General features: G+C 61.5%; 18 protein-coding genes and 3 pseudogenes. 6 read left to right on the top strand and 15 right to left on the bottom strand.

What is annotated here, in order from left to right; translation table 11 throughout:
• The gene (locus BW43_RS08145; protein WP_032889121.1) at positions 1-1005 is read left to right on the top strand and encodes a sulfate ABC transporter substrate-binding protein; all 1005 of its coding nucleotides are present in this window, start codon (positions 1-3) and stop codon (positions 1003-1005) included.
• A gap of 274 nt (positions 1006-1279) precedes the next feature.
• Positions 1280-2476 carry an MFS transporter gene (locus BW43_RS08150; RefSeq protein ID WP_081797774.1) on the top strand — a complete coding sequence of 399 codons (1197 nt, stop codon included), beginning with the start codon at positions 1280-1282 and terminating at the stop codon, positions 2474-2476.
• On the opposite strand, the pseudogene BW43_RS29130 reads toward BW43_RS08150, so the two are convergent.
• The 3 genes and pseudogenes from BW43_RS29130 to BW43_RS08155 form a co-directional block, all read right to left on the bottom strand.
• Positions 2473-2859, bottom strand: a pseudogene (locus BW43_RS29130) (type II toxin-antitoxin system HicB family antitoxin). The gene BW43_RS08150 and the pseudogene BW43_RS29130 sit on opposite strands and share 4 nt — an antisense overlap.
• A pseudogene (locus BW43_RS29030) lies at positions 2836-2925 on the bottom strand (type II toxin-antitoxin system HicA family toxin); the annotation flags it as partial. The pseudogenes BW43_RS29130 and BW43_RS29030, both read right to left, overlap by 24 nt.
• Positions 2926-3029: 104 nt before the next feature.
• A complete protein-coding gene (locus tag BW43_RS08155; protein ID WP_032889117.1) occupies positions 3030-4154 on the bottom strand; it encodes a cytochrome P450 in 1125 nt (374 codons plus the stop codon).
• 74 nt (positions 4155-4228) lie between these two features.
• Here BW43_RS08155 and BW43_RS08160 point away from each other — a divergent pair, with 74 nt between their 5' ends.
• On the top strand, positions 4229-4924 hold the full coding sequence (locus BW43_RS08160; protein ID WP_032889115.1) for a helix-turn-helix transcriptional regulator: 696 nt from the start codon (positions 4229-4231) through the stop codon (positions 4922-4924).
• Positions 4925-4959: 35 nt separating this feature from the next.
• Here BW43_RS08160 and phnN read toward each other — a convergent pair whose 3' ends face one another.
• Together phnN and BW43_RS28485 are read right to left on the bottom strand one after the other, a co-directional pair.
• Positions 4960-5532, bottom strand: a complete 573-nt coding sequence (phnN, locus tag BW43_RS08165) for a phosphonate metabolism protein/1,5-bisphosphokinase (PRPP-forming) PhnN (protein WP_032889113.1) — start codon at positions 5530-5532, stop codon at positions 4960-4962.
• Positions 5532-5763 (bottom strand): annotated as a pseudogene (locus tag BW43_RS28485) (alpha-D-ribose 1-methylphosphonate 5-triphosphate diphosphatase); the annotation flags it as partial. The pseudogene BW43_RS28485 and the gene phnN, both read right to left, overlap by 1 nt.
• A gap of 95 nt (positions 5764-5858) precedes the next feature.
• Here BW43_RS28485 and BW43_RS29025 point away from each other — a divergent pair.
• A complete protein-coding gene (locus BW43_RS29025; RefSeq protein ID WP_177326449.1) occupies positions 5859-6842 on the top strand; it encodes a hypothetical protein in 984 nt (327 codons plus the stop codon).
• A gap of 209 nt (positions 6843-7051) precedes the next feature.
• Here the strand turns inward: BW43_RS29025 and BW43_RS08170 are convergent, their stop codons facing one another.
• The 10 genes from BW43_RS08170 to ccmA all read right to left on the bottom strand — a co-directional run bounded on the left by BW43_RS08170 (position 7052) and on the right by ccmA (position 14411).
• Positions 7052-7450 carry a hypothetical protein gene (locus tag BW43_RS08170; protein ID WP_032889109.1) on the bottom strand — a complete coding sequence of 133 codons (399 nt, stop codon included), beginning with the start codon at positions 7448-7450 and terminating at the stop codon, positions 7052-7054.
• Between the two features lie 16 nt (positions 7451-7466).
• Positions 7467-8651, bottom strand: coding sequence for a c-type cytochrome biogenesis protein CcmI (gene ccmI, locus BW43_RS08175; protein ID WP_032889107.1), 1185 nt, complete (start codon positions 8649-8651; stop codon positions 7467-7469).
• Positions 8644-9117: a cytochrome c-type biogenesis protein gene (locus tag BW43_RS08180; RefSeq protein WP_032889105.1), complete on the bottom strand. Its 474-nt coding sequence runs from the start codon at positions 9115-9117 to the stop codon at positions 8644-8646. Before BW43_RS08180 ends, ccmI begins: the two co-directional genes overlap by 8 nt.
• Positions 9114-9650, bottom strand: a complete 537-nt coding sequence (locus tag BW43_RS08185; RefSeq protein ID WP_032889103.1) for a DsbE family thiol:disulfide interchange protein — start codon at positions 9648-9650, stop codon at positions 9114-9116. Before BW43_RS08185 ends, BW43_RS08180 begins: the two co-directional genes overlap by 4 nt.
• A complete protein-coding gene (locus tag BW43_RS08190) occupies positions 9647-11635 on the bottom strand; it encodes a heme lyase CcmF/NrfE family subunit (RefSeq protein ID WP_032889102.1) in 1989 nt (662 codons plus the stop codon). The genes BW43_RS08185 and BW43_RS08190 overlap by 4 nt, the downstream gene beginning before the upstream one ends.
• A 3-nt stretch (positions 11636-11638) precedes the next feature.
• Complete coding sequence (gene ccmE, locus BW43_RS08195; RefSeq protein WP_032889100.1) at positions 11639-12094, bottom strand: cytochrome c maturation protein CcmE; 456 nt, start codon at positions 12092-12094, stop codon at positions 11639-11641.
• Positions 12091-12267, bottom strand: coding sequence for a heme exporter protein CcmD (gene ccmD, locus BW43_RS08200; protein WP_003172771.1), 177 nt, complete (start codon positions 12265-12267; stop codon positions 12091-12093). Before ccmD ends, ccmE begins: the two co-directional genes overlap by 4 nt.
• Positions 12264-13019 carry a heme ABC transporter permease gene (locus tag BW43_RS08205; RefSeq protein ID WP_032889098.1) on the bottom strand — a complete coding sequence of 252 codons (756 nt, stop codon included), beginning with the start codon at positions 13017-13019 and terminating at the stop codon, positions 12264-12266. Before BW43_RS08205 ends, ccmD begins: the two co-directional genes overlap by 4 nt.
• 91 nt (positions 13020-13110) lie before the next feature.
• Positions 13111-13779, bottom strand: a complete 669-nt coding sequence (gene ccmB, locus BW43_RS08210; protein ID WP_003189951.1) for a heme exporter protein CcmB — start codon at positions 13777-13779, stop codon at positions 13111-13113.
• Positions 13776-14411, bottom strand: a complete 636-nt coding sequence (gene ccmA, locus BW43_RS08215; protein WP_032889096.1) for a cytochrome c biogenesis heme-transporting ATPase CcmA — start codon at positions 14409-14411, stop codon at positions 13776-13778. The genes ccmB and ccmA overlap by 4 nt, the downstream gene beginning before the upstream one ends.
• Before the next feature lie 200 nt (positions 14412-14611).
• Here ccmA and BW43_RS08220 point away from each other — a divergent pair, with 200 nt between their 5' ends.
• Both BW43_RS08220 and BW43_RS08225 read left to right on the top strand, forming a co-directional pair.
• The gene (locus BW43_RS08220) at positions 14612-16189 is read left to right on the top strand and encodes a flagellar hook-length control protein FliK (protein WP_032889304.1); all 1578 of its coding nucleotides are present in this window, start codon (positions 14612-14614) and stop codon (positions 16187-16189) included.
• Positions 16186-16515, top strand: coding sequence for an EscU/YscU/HrcU family type III secretion system export apparatus switch protein (locus BW43_RS08225; protein WP_032889094.1), 330 nt, complete (start codon positions 16186-16188; stop codon positions 16513-16515). Before BW43_RS08220 ends, BW43_RS08225 begins: the two co-directional genes overlap by 4 nt.
• Positions 16516-16638 lie beyond the last annotated feature (123 nt).

The raw sequence follows: 16638 nt of genomic DNA, 5'->3' as shown, positions 1-16638 counted from the left end.
GTGAAAAAACTCGTTAGCGCCTCTCTCCTGGCCGCCGGTCTTGCCCTGGCAGGCGCCGTGCACGCCGCACCGGTCACACTGCTCAACGTCTCCTATGACGTAATGCGCGATTTCTACAAGGACTACAACGCCGCCTTCCAGAAGCATTGGGAAGCCGAGCACCCGAACGACAAGCTGACCCTGCAAATGTCCTTCGGCGGTTCCAGCAAACAAGCGCGTTCGGTGATCGACGGTCTGCCAGCTGACGTGATCACCATGAACATGGCCACCGACATCAACGCCCTTGCCGACAACGGCAAACTGGTGCCAGACAACTGGGTCACGCGCCTGCCCAACAACAGCGCGCCGTTCACCTCCGCCACCGTGTTCATCGTGCGCAAGGGCAACCCCAAGGCGCTGAAAGACTGGCCGGACCTGCTCAAGGATGGCGTGCAAGTGATCGTGCCTAACCCGAAAACCTCGGGTAACGGCCGCTACACCTACCTGTCGGCCTGGGGTTATGTGCTCAAGAACGGCGGCGATGAAGAAAAGGCCAAGACCTTCGTCGGCAAGCTGTTCAAGCAAGCGCCTGTGCTCGACACCGGTGGCCGTGCAGCGACCACCACGTTCATGACCAACCAAATCGGCGACGTGCTGGTGACCTTTGAGAACGAAGCCGAAATGATCGCCCGTGAATTCGGCCGTGATCAGTTCGAAGTGATCTACCCAAGCGTTTCCGCTGAAGCCGAGCCGCCGGTGTCGGTGGTCGACAAAGTGGTCGAGAAGAAAGGCACCCGCGTGGCCGCCGAAGACTACCTGAAGTACCTGTGGTCGCCGGAAGGCCAGGAAATCGCCGCCAACAACTACCTGCGCCCGCGTGATCCAAAAGTCCTGGCCAAGTACACCGACCGCTTCCCGAAAGTCGACTTCCTGTCGGTGGAGAAGACCTTTGGTGACTGGCGCACCGTACAGAAGACCCACTTCAATGACGGTGGCATCTTCGACCAGATCTACTCCGGTCAATAACTAAGAAACGCGGTAAAAAATGTGGGAGGGGGCTCGCTCCCGATAGCAGTGTGTCAGCCACTACACCCAGTGACTGACACTCCGCCATCGGGGGCAAGCCCCCTCCCACATTTGGCTGTCTGTATGGCCGTTGCATCGGTAGTGTCACACCACCTTAGTTGTTTCTGAATGTATCATCAGCCAGCATAAGTGATATCACCACGAGCGCCCTACTCGTGCGTACGCCTTGGCTTTACTCTCGCTCGCCATCTTCCTCCGCTTTTATGAGAACACCATGAACGCTACTCCCCACACTACAAGCACCATGACCCGCGGGATGGTGATGCTGTTTGCGTTCTGCTGCGGCGCCATCGTGGCCAACATTTATTACGCGCAACCGATCATTGAACTGATCGCCCCGGACATCGGCCTTACGCCGGCCATGGCCAGCCTGATCGTGTCCCTGACGCAAATCGGTTATGCCCTGGGACTCTTCTTCCTGGTGCCGTTGGGCGACCTGCTGGAAAACCGCAAGCTGATGATCCTCACCACCGTGGTGGCCATCGCCAGCCTGCTGGGCGCAGCGTTCACCGCACAGCCGAACCTGTTCCTGCTGGTGTCGCTGCTGATCGGATTCAGTTCAGTATCGGTGCAGATCCTGATCCCGCTGGCCGCGCACCTGGCGCCTGCCGAGTCCCGTGGCCGTGTGGTCGGTAGCATCATGGGCGGTCTGTTGCTGGGTATCCTGCTGGCACGGCCGGTCTCCAGCGTGGTGGCGGACCACTTCGGCTGGCGTGCGATGTTCATGGCGGCGGCGGGGTTGATGGCGTTTATCAGCGTGGTGCTGATGCTGACCATCCCCAAGCGCCAACCCGACCACAGCGCCACATATGGCCAATTGCTGGGTTCGCTGGGCACCTTGTTGCGTCGCCAGCCAGTGTTGCGCCAGCGCGCGTTTTACCAGGGCTGCATGTTTGCCACCTTCAGCCTGTTCTGGACCGCCGCGCCACTGGAGCTGGCGCGTAATCACGGCCTGAGCCAGAGCGAAATCGCCCTGTTCGCCCTGGTCGGTGCCTTGGGCGCCATCGCCGCGCCCATCGCCGGGCGCCTGGCGGACGCCGGTCACACTCACCGCGCTTCGTTGCTGGCGATGCTGTTCGCCGCGCTGAGCTTCCTGCCGGCTTTCGTACATCCGCTGTACAGCGTGATCGGCCTGGCGGTAACCGGTGTGGTCCTGGACTTCTGCGTGCAGATGAACATGGTCCTGGGCCAACGCGCCATCTACGCCCTCGACGCCAACAGCCGCAGCCGTTTGAACGCGCTGTACATGACCAGCATCTTCATCGGCGGCGCCTTTGGCTCAGCGATTGCCAGCAGCGTGTATGAACACGGCGGCTGGCTCGGGGTGATGCTGGTCGGCAGCGCATTCCCGCTGGTGGCGTTGTTGCGGTTCCTGAGTGCGTCCCGGCGGGTGGCTGTCGCAACCGCTTAAGAGCGCACCAACTTCTTCAGAGCCGCGTCCGCCAGAAATGACGAGCGGCTTTTGACCTTGTGCTCACGCACATAACGGTCGACTCGCTGGATGACATAACCGGGCAAGGTCGCATTGACCTTCTCGGTCTTGCTCAGATAAGGCGAGATGTCCAACGCAAGCATCCCCCAGCCCATCCCCGCATAGTCCTCATGAGCGCGATGGTTCGCGACTGACGTTGGCATCGGAATCGTCCCGCCCTCTGCAACGATCTCCTGCAGCAGGATGTACGCGACTTACACGGCAGCGTTGCAAGCCTCTTCAAAGCTGTCCCCGGCGATGACAGCGCCTGGAATATCGGGGATTTGAATGCCAGTGGCGGTAAAGTCATCGCTCCATTCGATAAAAATATGATGACTGCCCGTCACACGATCCAGTACCCATCCAGCCTCTTGCAGCTCCTTGATCAATCACCTGCTTTGCACCCCAGCCTCCTTGGCTTGGCCTGAACAAAAACAACCCTAGAGTTTTCTTTGCTCAAGCACAGAACCTCTCAGCCTGACTGGCGGTGGTTTTACCGAATGTTGAGCGCTGCCGAGTGAAACCTCGGAATCCGCCCGTTGAGCGACGGCCAGTAACCGAATGACCCCGCGCCCGCCAGCAAGGCAGGCTGGCGACGGAGCAGCGCAAGGATGGTTTGGGACGCAATGATCAACGCCAGCCGCTGGCCAGGACATTGATGAGCGCCGAAACCAAAGCTGAAGCTGCGCCGCTGCGGGCGTTCAAGCACAAAACTATCGGGCATCGGGTTTGCCGCAGGGTCACGATTGGCGGACGCCAGCACCACCAGAAGGGTATCCCCGGCCTCCAGCACGCGGTCACCGATGACACACCGGTCGGCAACAAACCGCCGAGTGTTCTGCACTGGGGAATCGAAGCGCGCCACTTCTTCAACCAGCGCCATGACCTGGGCGGGCGCGTGCTGAACCTGCTCCAGCAGATCAGGCTGCCGGGCGAGCATCACCAATGTATTACCTATCAGGCCGGCCGTGGCTTCGCAGGTCTGTGACAGCAGCCCGATCAGGTTCGCGGTCAACACGTCAGTGTCCATCCAGTCGCCTGTGCGGATGTGCGTCATCAACGCCGAAGCTTCAAGTACGTCGCCGAACATTTGCGTCAACTGCGACGCTCCGATGTCGGCGTGACGCCGTTGGGCCTCGTTGCTCAGCGGCGAGAGGCAGGCGACGAAATCCCGTGTCAGCTCGGCAACCGCTGCTGTCTGCCCAGTTGGAAAACCCAGCAACGCCGCAACCGCCGAGACCGGCAAGGTGAACATCAACGCCTCCAGGTTATCCACGCGGTCGATAAGGCTGCCGACCACCTCCGCGACGGTCCCGACGCCTACGCCAGCCAATGCCGGTTCGACTGCTGTTCGCGGGCATCGATGGGCCGTCCCTTCATTCATCCGCATCAAGCGGGCAAATACCTGGCCTGCCGCGCCTTGCGCAATCGCAGCAGGCACCGGCTCGTGATGCGGGCGTACTCGACAATCCGGGTGAGCCAGAACAGCCGCAACCACCTCGGCTGTACTGGCGACCCACAGCCCAAGTTCAGCGTCGAACAGCAACCCGCCAGTACGTCTCAGGCGTGAGTAATAGTCATAAGGGTCAGCGTGGGTAGCGGCTTCAAGCGGTGTCATTCAGGACGTCCTGTTCACGAAGAACCGCTACTATCAGCCACCTCACCCGGTAACGATTCGCTCAGGAACGAAATATGAATGGCCAGGACGACGACGCCGCACTCTCACAGGTCGCCGGCGCAATTGCAGAACCTGCGCGCACGAAAATGCTCTGCGCGCTGATGGATGGGCATGCGCGTACCAGCACCGAAATGGCGGTGATTGCCGAGGTCAGCACCTCAACCGCCAGCGCGCACTTGGCCCGGCTCAAGGACGACGGCTTGATCATGTTGCACACGCAGGGGCGTCACCGGTACTACAGCCTCGCCGGTCCGTCGGTGGCCCAGGCGATTGAAGGGTTGATGGTGATCAGCCGCAACAGCGCCAAGGCGTTTGTGCCGAGCACGCCCACGCGTCTGCAGTTTGCGCGCACCTGCTACGACCACATGGCGGGTACGTTGGCGGTCACGCTGCACGACCATTTCATTGAGGCCGGCTGGTTGACCGGGAACGACAGCTACCAACTCAGCGCACACGGCGACAAGGCGATGGTTGAACTTGGGATCGATGTGACGGCGCTGCGCACGCAACGACGGCGATTCGCCTGCGCCTGCCTGGACTGGAGCATGCGCCGCCCGCACCTGGCGGGTGCTTTGGGCGCGGCGCTTTTGCAAAACGCTGTTCGCCGTGAATGGGTAACACAGGACCTGGATAGCCGCGCACTGAGTGTGACGCCAAAGGGCCGCAAAGCGCTCAAGGCCCGATTTGGAACAACGATCTGCGAGCCATGAAGATCACCAGCCAAACTCGCCGATGCGGAGCAGGATCAGGCGCATACCGAATGCCCAGCATCCAGGCAGTGCAGCAGGCGCTCGACCGTGTGCTCCAAGGGGCCGGAGTTATCCAGCACAAACAACCCTGAACCACTGCCGGCGATCAGCTCTTGAGTAAACCGCGCATTGCGCGCCAAGCGCTCCTCGATGTCGGCCGGCAACTCTCGTCCCCGCGCGATCAAGCGCTGGCGTAACACGCCTTGATCCACGGTCAGCAATAGCACCAGCATCTGCGGATAACGCGCGTGGGCCTGCGCCAGGTGTGCACGCGAGCCGTTGACCAGAACGTCATCCCCCGCCGCCAGCCAATCGTCGATTTCCCGTGGAATGCCATAGGACAAACCGTTGGCCTGCCAACTGAGGGCAAACGCCCCCTCGGTACGCATCACCGCAAACTGCTCCGCGCTCACACCGTGCGCCGCCTCGCCCACGGCCTCCGCCGAACGGGTGATGACGCGCCGCACGATGCGGCAGCCGCGCTCGGCCAACTGCGGACGGGCGGCATCCAGCAGGCTGTCCTTGCCCGAACCCGATGGCCCGATGAGATAGATCAACCTGCCCGCCATCAACACACCCTCTTCGCTTGTCGCCAGACTTATGCACCACAGGAAGCCCTTCGCGGCGCCTGGCTTGCATCAGCTCGGCCCGCTGGCCCGTACAAATGCCGCCTGCAACAGGCTGGGCGGATAGCGATCACTCAAAAGTATATCCAGCAATCCTTCGGCAGCCAGGCCGGCGGCGGCCACATTACCCGAGTGCGACCCGCCGCGCATCAGGTTCGGCACGACCACCAAGACGAGTGATGCCTCCCCGAACAATCCTACAGCCAGCACTACGGTGCTTATCTACGGTACAGGCTCCTATCCCTTCTCCCCTCAACGGAGACGAAACAGTGCCCGACTCAATCGCAGCGCAAGTACGTGAAACCGCTCAAACAGAACAGTCAAAAGAAGACATATTCTTTAGCCTTCTTTCCGGACTGGCAGGCCTTCACCCCATCATCACAACCATAGGCGCCGCCAGAAGTTATATGAAGGTCTGCGAAAAAAGCGGGTTGAAACTCAACCCGTACTTTGTCAAAAACGGCAATTGCGGACCCTCGCCCAAAACCCAAAAGATGCTTTCACACCGCAAATACAAAAGCTTGGGTGTTGGCGCAACCGGGGTGGGAGTGGCGGCGATAAGCCCGGCGATCTCGCCTATTCCCGCGCCCTTCTATGCGGCCAGGCATGCGTCTGCCACGACCTCTACGGCGATACATCTGCGTCGGCTGTCAAAAATGCTGGCGGCTTATCAACCCTTCGCCGCTGGTGATGAACAAGTCAGTGATGCGATTAAATGGCTGCAACTGGCCATCGAGGTAAAGTTCAAGAAGCTCGCATTTCGAGGCACAGAAATGGCCATCTCGACCACCTCGACCTTGCTTTCATTTACCGGCATCGGCCTGGTCGGGAAAATCCCGCTCATCATGGTCAGCTTCCAACTTGAACTGGCCAGGCTGATGGTCAGCGACCGTTACGCCGCCCTGTGCAAGGTGGCGGCGATGGAGTTGCAGTGGGCGGCCTTTCTTGAACAGAACCCCAACGTCGGCGATATGCCGCAAGCCAGCCTCGCCGGCTTATCCCGAGCAGATCAGATCAAGCAGCTTGAACAAAGAAAGATGATGCTCGGCGCCGCAATCACCACTCAAGTGCGAGGTCGTGCACTCGATGCCCGAACCGGCAATACCGGCTTGGGCCCTGCCACGATGATCATCAAGGAGATCATGGCTAAGCACACGTTTCAGGGGCAGTTCTTCGCGGGCCATGACTACTTGACCATGATCCATGAACCGGCTGGCTGGAATGCCATTGCGGCGAAACTGATGAACATATGAGAAGCGGCAACGTACCGGCGCCTCCGTGGCCTGAGGGCTGAGGAGATCCACTGTGGGACGGGGCTTGCTCCCGATGGCGATGCCACATTCAGCTAATCAGTGACTGACCTGGCGCTATCGGGAGCAAGCCCCCTCCCGTATTTGAACTTCAGTGCCTGGAAAGATGGATTTCACAGGCATGAAAAAGGCGACCCGAAGGTCGCCTTTTGTCATTGCGCGTACTGCTTGCTCAACCCCGGCGGCACACCTTGCACGTTGGTGTCTTCCCACGGCCCATTGGGGCTGATGGAGCGGCTCCAGCCGTTGCTCCAGCGGTAGTAGGTGCGCTGGCGGTAGAACGTGTCCGGTTGGTCATCAAGCACGTACACCTGCATCTTGCCGTCCCAATGGCTGGCGGCGCCCGGTGGTGGGGCGAAGGTCGGCGATTTAGTGGGCACAGGCTTCGGTGGCGGGGTGACCGGGCCGGAAGGCTTGGTGCTCGGCTGAGTCGAGGGGCCGGACGGCGGGATAGTCGGGCCGGTCGGGCCAGGTGGTGGCCGATGGACCGCACAGGCGCTCAGGCCCAGTACCAGGCTGAGCAAGGTGATGCGTGCGAATGCGGTCGTCATAGGCGTTTCCTCAAAATTACTTGTCCGGACTGTCGATGGTCAGCTGTTGCAGCGCAGTGGTGCTGCTGGCCAGGGGTTGGCTGCGGCCGATCCACTCGCCAGTGGTTGGTTGACCGGCCCGGGATATGCGCGCAACCAGTTGGACTTCGGGGAAGTTGGACAGTTTCAATTGCGGCATCATTGCATCGGCGTCACCCAGTTCGACGGTAACAGGCAATTCGGCGACGGTGACGCGTTTGACCGCCAGAGGTGCCGGCGGGCCACTGACGGCGCGGGCGAAGATGAACACGCTGTCGGTTGGCAAGGCCTTGGCCTTCACGTCGGCGGACAGGTCCACACGTACCTTCATCACAGCCTTTTGGGCGACGCTGCCCCCGCTCTCCTTCAGACTTTGCGCAGCCCGGTCGATGCCGCCTTGCAGGGCAGCACGGGAATTATCTTCCGGTGGCAGTTGGGCCAACAGACGGGTCCAGTAGTCGATGGCCTCTTGATAACGCTTGCCTTCAAATGCCGCAATGCCCAGCAAGCCCAGGCTGGTGACTTCCTTCGGGTCCAGCTTCAAGGCTTCATCAGTGAGCGCCTGCACCTTGGGCGACCACTGTTTGTTGTCGGCAAAGTACTGCGCCTGGGCCCACTGCCCCAGCAGCTCCGGCTGGCGCCCGGCCAGGGCCACGGTGCGCTCGAACACTTTCGCGGCGTCTGCGGAGCGGTCTTGGGCCATATAGGCGCGACCGAGGAAGTACAGGCCTTCGGCCGAATCCGGTTGGGCCGCAGCCGCGCGTTCCAGGCGGTGGGTCATGTCTTCCATGGACACCGGTGGCTGTGAGAATTCGCGGGTCAGCTCGACCTTGTCGCTGGCACCAAAGTGCATGTACAGGCCCAAGCCAAGGACGGGGACGAGGACGGCGGCGAGCAATGGCAGCGGTTTGCCCAGGCGCGATTCGCGGGGTTTTTCCACACCCTCGGTATCCGCCAGCAGTTCGCGGGCGGCTTCGGCGCGACCGGTGTCGAGTTGCGCGGCGTTGAGCACGCCTTCGTCCTGCTGCACTTGCAACTCGGCGACGCGTTCTTGATACAGCGCCACGTTCAGCGCGGTGCGATCCTCTTCGCGCTGGGCACGGCGGCCGCGCAACACAGGGATCAACAGGAAACTCAGGGCAATCAGAAGCAGCAAGCCGGCTGCGAGCCAGAAATCAATCATCAGTCTTGGTGTCCAGCAATTGGTCGAGGCGTTTACGCTCTTCGGGGGACAGCGCGTCGGAACCATCGGTCGGCGCTGCGCGGCGACGGCGCACGATCACCGCCATCACCACCACGCCGGCCAATAACAGCCCTGCAGGGCCGAACCAGAGCAGCGCGGTCTTGCCGGTGAGGGCCGGTTTGTAGCGCACGAAATCACCATAGCGATCGACCATGAAGTCGATGATCTGCTGGTTGTCCTTGCCCTCTCCCAGCATGCGGAAGATCTCTTTGCGCAGGTCGGCGGCGATGGGAGCGTTGGAGTCGGCGATGTCCTGGTTCTGACACTTGGGGCAGCGCAGTTCCTTGGTCAGTTCGCGGAAACGCTCGCGGTCACCGTCCTTGGCGAATTCGTACGTGTCGATGGCGGCGTGGGCCACACCCGCCAAACCCAGTGCCAGCACGGCAGCAACTAACAGACGCTTCATGGCTTGGCCTCATCGACCAGCGCCTGGTACTTGGCAGCCAGTTGCTCGCGCCAGACCACCTCGTCGATCACACCGACGTATTTGTCCCGGATCACACCCTTGGCATCAATGAAGAAGGTTTCCGGCGCGCCGTAAACGCCGAGGTTGAGCCCGAGATTGCCGTCTTCATCACGGATATCCAGTTGGTAAGGGTTGTGGAACTCGGCCAGCCACTTCAAGGCCGCCGCATTGTCGTCCTTGTAGTTAATGCCGTAGATCACCACGCCCTTCTCAGCCAACTTGTTCAGCACCGGGTGTTCGACGCGGCAGGAAATGCACCATGTGCCCCATACGTTGACCAGTGCCGGTTTGCCCAGCAAGTCGGCACGGGTCAGCGTCTTGTCTCCTTGCACGTTCGACAGCGAGAACTCGGGGAAAGGCTTGCCGATCATCGCCGAAGGCAACTCTGCCGGATCCAGGTAGAGGCCGCGATACAGGAACACCGCCACAACCAGGAACAACGCCAGCGGCAACACCATCAACCAACGCTTCATACCGCCGCTCCTTGCATACCCAATGCTTCACGCACTCGGCTCTTGACCTTGACCCGATAACGCCGGTCCAGGGCGGCCAGCAAACCACCAAACCCTGTGAGCAAACCGCCGAACCAGATCCAGCGCACAAACGGTTTCACATGCACGCGCACTGCCCAGGCGCCCTCGCCCAACGGTTCGCCCAGTGCCACATAGAGGTCACGGGTGAAACCCGCGTCGATACCGGCTTCGGTCATCATCGAGCTCTGCACGGTGTACAGGCGTTTTTCGGGGTGCAATACGGCGATTTCCTTACCGTTGCGGACTACCCGCACGGTGCCTTTGTCCGACGTGAAATTCGGCCCTTCAAAGTGCTTGGCGCCCTCGAAGATGAACTGGTACCCAGCAAGGTCCATGGACTCGCCCGGCGCCAGACGCAGATCGCGCTCGGCGCTGTTCTGGCTGGAAAGCACCACGCCCAGCGCACACACGGCGATGCCGATGTGGGCGATCTGCATGCCCCAGTAGCTGCGGGTCAGCGTCGGAAGGCCTTTGACCAGGCCTTTGTGGCGGGTCTTGTCGAAGATGTCGCGCACACCGGCCAGCAATACCCAGGCGGCGAGCAGGAAGGTGGCGAGCACCGCCCAGTTGAAGTCGCCATAGGCAATCCCGGCGACCACGGCCAGGGCCACGCTGCCGAGCAGCACCGGCATCAACATGCCGACCAGCCATTTGGCCGGGGTGTCCTTCCAGCGCACCAGCATGCCGACCGCCATCACCACCATCAACAGGCCCATCAACGGGATGAACAACGCGTTGAAGTACGGCGGGCCGACGGACAGTTTGGCGCCGCTCAGGGCATCCAACACCAGCGGGTACAGAGTGCCGAGCAGGATCATCGACGCGGCCACCACCAGCACCAGGTTATTGCCCAGCAGCAGGGTTTCCCGCGACCACAGATTGAAGCCGACCTGGCTTTTGACCACCGGCGCGCGCAGGGCGAACAGGGTCAGGGAGCCGCCAACCACAAACAGCAGGAAGATCAGGATGAACACGCCGCGCTCAGGGTCGGACGCAAAGGCGTGCACCGAGGTCAACACACCCGAACGCACGAGGAATGTGCCCAGCAGGCTGAGGGAAAATGCCGCGATGGCCAGCAACACGGTCCAGCTCTTGAACACGCCGCGCTTTTCGGTGACGGCCAACGAGTGAATCAGTGCAGTACCCACCAGCCACGGCATGAACGAGGCGTTTTCCACCGGGTCCCAGAACCACCACCCGCCCCAGCCGAGTTCGTAGTAGGCCCACCACGAGCCGAGGGTGATGCCGATACCCAGGAACGCCCAGGCGACGATGGTCCATGGCCGCGACCAGCGCGCCCACGCGGCATCCAGACGCCCGCCAAGCAAGGCGGCGATGGCGAAGGCGAAGGCCACGGAGAAACCGACGTAACCCATGTAGAGCATCGGCGGGTGCACGATCAGGCCAATGTCTTGCAGCAAGGGGTTGAGGTCATGCCCATCCGATGGAATCTGCGGCAGGATGCGGCTGAAAGGGTTGGAGGTCATGATCAGGAACAGCAAAAAACCAATGCTGATCATGCCCATCACCGCCAGCACCCGCGCCAGCATCACTTGCGGCAATTGGCGCGAGAACACCGATACAGCGAAGGTCCAGCCGCCGAGGATCAACGCCCACAGCAGCAACGAACCTTCGTGGGCGCCCCACACGGCGCTGAACTTGTAGTACCAAGGCAGCGCGGTGTTGGAGTTATTGGCGACATAGGCGACGGAAAAGTCGTCGGTCATAAAGGAGTAGGTCAGGCAGCCAAACGCGAACAGCAGAAAGGCAAACTGACCCCAGGCGGCCGGCTGCGCCAGGCTCATCCATAGGCGGTCGCCGCGCCAGGCACCGAGCAACGGCACCACGGCCTGCACGATGGCGAAGCACAAGGCGAGGATCATCGCCAATTGGCCCAACTCGGGAATAAACAGTGCGGACGTCATCACTTAGCCCTCCTTCGCTGGGGTTGGTGCCGATTGGCCGCTTTCTTTCAACGCCTTGGTGACTTCCGGCGGCATGTATTTTTCGTCGTGCTTGGCCAGCACTTCATCGGCCACCACCACGCCGTCAGCGTTGAGTTTGCCCAGGGCGACGATGCCCTGGCCTTCGCGGAACAGGTCCGGGAGGATGCCACGGTAGGTGATGGTCACGGCCTTATTGAAGTCGGTAACCACGAAGGTCACGTCGAGGGAATCGCCGGAACGTTTCAACGAGCCCTTCTCCACCATGCCACCGGCGCGGATGCGGGTATCAACCGGTGCTTCGCCATTGGCGATCTGGGTCGGGGTGTAGAACAGGTTGATGTTCTGTTGCAGCGCGCTCAAGGCCAGGGCCACGGCAATGCCGACGCCGGCCATGATGGCGAGGATGATCATCAGACGTTTTCTACGCAGCGGATTCACTTTTCGGTCTCCCGGCGCAGACGACGCGCCTCTTGTTGCAGGTAACGCTTGCGGGCCAGGATCGGCGCGGCGACGTTGAGGGCCAGCACCGCCAGGCAGATGCCATAGGCCGTCCAGACATAGAGGCCGTGGTGGCCCATGGCGAGAAAATCACTGAAAGAAGCAAAACTCATCCGCGCGCTCCCAGGCTGCTTTGCACTTCGGCCTTGACCCAACTGGCGCGGGCTTCACGCTTGAGCACTTCGAGGCGCATGCGCATCAGCAGCACGGCACCGAAGAAACAGTAGAAGCCCAGCACCATCAACAGCAGCGGTGCCCACATTTCCACGGGCATCGCCGGTTTTTCGGTGAGGGTGAAGGTGGCGCCCTGGTGCAGGGTGTTCCACCACTCCACCGAGTATTTGATGATCGGGATGTTGATCACGCCGACAATCGCCAGCACCGCGCAGGCCTTGGCGGCGCTGTCACGATTGCTGATCGCGTTGCCCAACGCAATCAGACCGAAGTACAGGAACAGCAGGATCAACATGGACGTTAGTCGCGCATCCCACACCCACCACGAGCCCCAGGTGGGTTTGCCCCAGATCGCGCCGGTGACCAGCGCCACGGCGGTCATCCACGCGCCGATGGGCGCGGCGCATTGCAGGGCAACGTCCGCGAGTTTCATCTTCCAGACCAGGCCGACGACACCGCATACCGCCAGCATCACGTAGCAGGACTGGGCCAGCATCGCGGCAGGCACGTGGATGTAGATGATGCGAAAGCTGTTGCCTTGCTGGTAGTCCGGCGGGGCGAAGGCCAGGCCCCAGACCAGGCCGATGCCGATCAGCAACACGGCGGCGATGCTGAACCAAGGCAGCAGTTTGCCACTGATGCCGTAGAACCATTTGGGCGAGCCGAGCTTGTGAAACCAGGTCCAGTTCATTGCTGTTTCTCACGGTTGCTTCTCGTCATTGCGAGAAACGTAGGGTCTTTCTTATGTTGAAGAGCTGACAATGTCGCTGGGTCAGACCTCATTATTCGCCGACGCTGATCTTCAGGCCGGCGGCTATAGCAAAGGGTGTCAGGGTTACCGCCAGGGCGGTCAGGCTACCAAGCCACAGGAGGTAACCGGTCGCCGGCATGCCCATGAGCGCAGCCTGCAAAGCGCCGCTGCCAAGGATCAGTACCGGGATGTACAACGGCAGAATCAACAGGGCCAGTAGCAGGCCACCACGCTTCAAACCGACGGTCAACGCTGCGCCCACGGCCCCTAACAGGCTGAGCACTGGCGTGCCGAGTAACAAGGACAAAAGCAATACCGGCAGGCACTCAACGGGCAAGCCCAGCATCATCGCCAACAGCGGCGAGAGCAAGACTAGCGCGAGGCCGGAAAAAGCCCAGTGTGCCAGCACCTTGGCCAGTACCAGAAGTGGCAGAGGGTGCGACGAAAGGACCCACTGTTCCAGGGAACCGTCTTCGAAATCACTGCGAAACAGCCCGTCCAGCGAGAGCAGAACCGATAAAAGCGCCGCCACCCACACCAGCCCCGGCGACAAGGTTTGCAACAGTTTAGTCTCGGGGCCGACCGCCAGCGGGAACAGCGCAATCACGATGGCAAAGAACACCAGCGGGTTGGCCAATTCAGCCGGGCGACGGCACAACAGCCGTGCTTCGCGGGCGACCAGCAGGGCGAAGACACTCATGCCGACCACCGGCCCAGATCAAGGTCGCGGTAACCGGCGGGCATGCGCGCCAGGGTGTGGTGGGTGGTGAGCAAGACGGTTCCGCCCTGCTCGCAATGCCGCGCCAAGTGCTCTTCCAACTGGGCGACGCCTTGTTTGTCGAGGGCGGTGAAGGGTTCGTCGAGAATCCACAGTGGCGGGCCCGGCAGGTACAGGCGCGCCAGGGCCACGCGGCGCTGTTGGCCGGCAGACAGGGTGTGACAGGGAACGTCTTCGAAACCCTTGAGGCCCACAGCGGCCAGGGCCTGCCAGATGGCATCGCGGGAAGCAGGATGGTGCAGGGCGCTGAGCCAGCTGAGGTTTTCTTCGGCAGTGAGCACGTCCTTGATGCCGGCCGCGTGGCCGATCCAGATCAAGTTGCGTGCAAGCTCGGTGCGCTGTTCGTTGAGGGGCTTGCCGTTAAGCCGCACTTCACCGGCCGTGGGCTGCATCAACCCGGCCAGCAGGCGCAGCAAACTGGTTTTGCCGCTGCCGTTGGGACCGCTGATCTGCACCATATCGCCACCCGCCACACGCAGGTCGAGGTGCTCGAACAGCAGGCGCAAGTCGCGTTCACAGGAGAGCGCTACGGCTTCAAGAAGAGGGCTGGTCAAGAGATCGCGGGCCTTTACGGTTCAAGTCGGCGGTGCAGCGGCCGTTATAGAAAGAAGCACCATAACGGCTTTGGCGACCGATTTTAGAGAGCTGGATCAAATAGTTGTGAGGTTTTTAGCGCTCTCTTTGCAGACGGGCGGCATTATACATGCGATGCCCTACGCTAAAGAGGGCAATTTCCCCAGAGACGATGCGCACGATGACCGGCGAGATCAACCTTCCTACGCTTCCTCCCACCCCGGCAGCCGGGCAAAGCTCCGCGCCTGCGCCTGGAGCACTGCTGAAACTGCTGGAGCCGCAGATTGGGCTGATCGACCCTGGGAAAACCGCGAATGCCGAAGTCATCGCCCTTAAACAAGGCGGTGAAGCCTTTCAGTTGCTGCTCAAGCTGACCTTGGACGGCGGCCGCCAGACGCTGGTGCAGGCCAGCAGCGCGCAGCCATTGCCCTTAGGCAGCAATGTGGCGGTGAGCCAGACGCCAGCGGGCAATCTGACCCTCAGCCTGCAACAGGCTTTGAGTGCCAACGTCGCCGCCCTCACCCGCATCGATACCGCCAAAGTCCCGGAAGGTACGCTGTTGCAAGCCAAGGTATTGACCACTCAGATGCTGCCCCAGGGCACGGCGCAACCGGCGATCTATCGTTCGTTGGTGACGGTGCTGAATAACGCCCTGGCCGGCGCGACACTGACGGTGGAAAGCCCACAGCCGTTGCGCTTAGGCAGCCTGCTCAGCGCCGTGGTGCAGAACGCGCAGACCTTGAATTTTGTGCCGCTGAGCGGGCTCAAGGATCAATTGGCGGTCACCCAGCAACTGTCGACCCAGCAAAGTCGCCAGGGCTCCCTGGATGCGGTGTTCACTGCCCTGCAAAACCTGCCCCGTGGCGATAGCACCTCCGCCGACCTGCGCGCCGCCGCCGACCGTTTGCTCGCGGCGCTGCCCGATCTGGCACAGGTCAGTAACCCCAAAGTCCTGGCCCAAGTGATTCAGAACAGCGGCGCCTTTCTGGAGGCCAAATTACTCGCAGGACAGAATCCCCAAATACCACCACTGGACATGAAGGGCGCACTGCTGCGCCTTGTCGCGGACCTATTGCCCGCCCTGCCCGCCAGTACCAACCTCAACGCCATTCTTGCGGCCAACACGCTGGCCCAGGTATTGCCCAATTTTGTGCGCAGCCCACTGAACACGCTGGGCCAAGTCAGCGCGCGGCAGGCACCGGTCAGCTTTCCACTGCCCGAGCGGCTGATGGCGAAGCTTGAAGGCGAAGGCGACCTGGAAAACCTGCTGCGTCTGGCAGCCGGGGCCATTTCCAGGTTACAGAGCCACCAACTGTCGAGTCTGGAACAGACCGGCACTACCGCCGATGGCCGCCTGCAAACCACCTGGCAGTTGGAAATCCCTATGCGCACGCTGCAGGACATCGTGCCGTTGCAGGTCAAGTTCCAGCGCGAAGAACCGGCGCCAGACAAAGACCAGCCCGAACGCAAAGACCGCAAGGACCCCAAGCAAATGCTATGGCGCGTCGAGCTGGCATTCGATATGGAGCCGCTGGGGCCGTTGCAGGTCCAGGCACAACTGACCCAGGGCAAACTGTCGAGCCAACTGTGGGCAACACGCCCGTTCACCGCCAGCCTGATCGAAAGCCATTTGGGCAACTTGCGCGAGCGGCTGGTGACTTCGGGCATCAACGTCGGCGACCTCGATTGCCATCTGGGTACGCCACCACGCGGGCCGAAAACCGGACTGGAGCAACGCTGGGTGGATGAAACCGCATGAAGAACTCCAACCCACCGCGCCAGGCGATTGCCCTCAAGTACGACGGCCAGCAAGCGCCGACCCTGACCGCCAAGGGCGACGATGCCCTGGCCGAAGCCATCCTCAAGTTGGCGCGGGAAAATGAAGTGCCGATCTATGAAAACGCCGAGCTGGTAAAGCTGCTGGCGCGCATGGAACTGGGCGACAGCATTCCGGAGGAGTTGTACCGCACCATCGCGGAGATCATTGCGTTTGCCTGGACCTTGAAGGGCAAGTTCCCGGTGGGCTATGACCCGGATGCGCGGCCTGTGGAGCGGGACGTCACGGAGCGTGGCGACGACTACTGAATAGCCACAGGCACACAAAGGTCCAAATGTGGGAGGGGGCTTGCCCCCGATGGCAGAGTGTCAGTCACCTGATGTGTGGCTGAAGCACCGCTATCGGGGGCAAGCCCCCTCTCCCATTTGGAC

Source organism: Pseudomonas sp. RIT357 (assembly GCF_000632245.1).
Classification (GTDB): Bacteria; Pseudomonadota; Gammaproteobacteria; order Pseudomonadales; family Pseudomonadaceae; genus Aquipseudomonas; species Aquipseudomonas sivasensis.
Note: the sequence above shows the minus strand (reverse complement) of the source record. Positions and strands in the feature narration are given on the sequence as shown.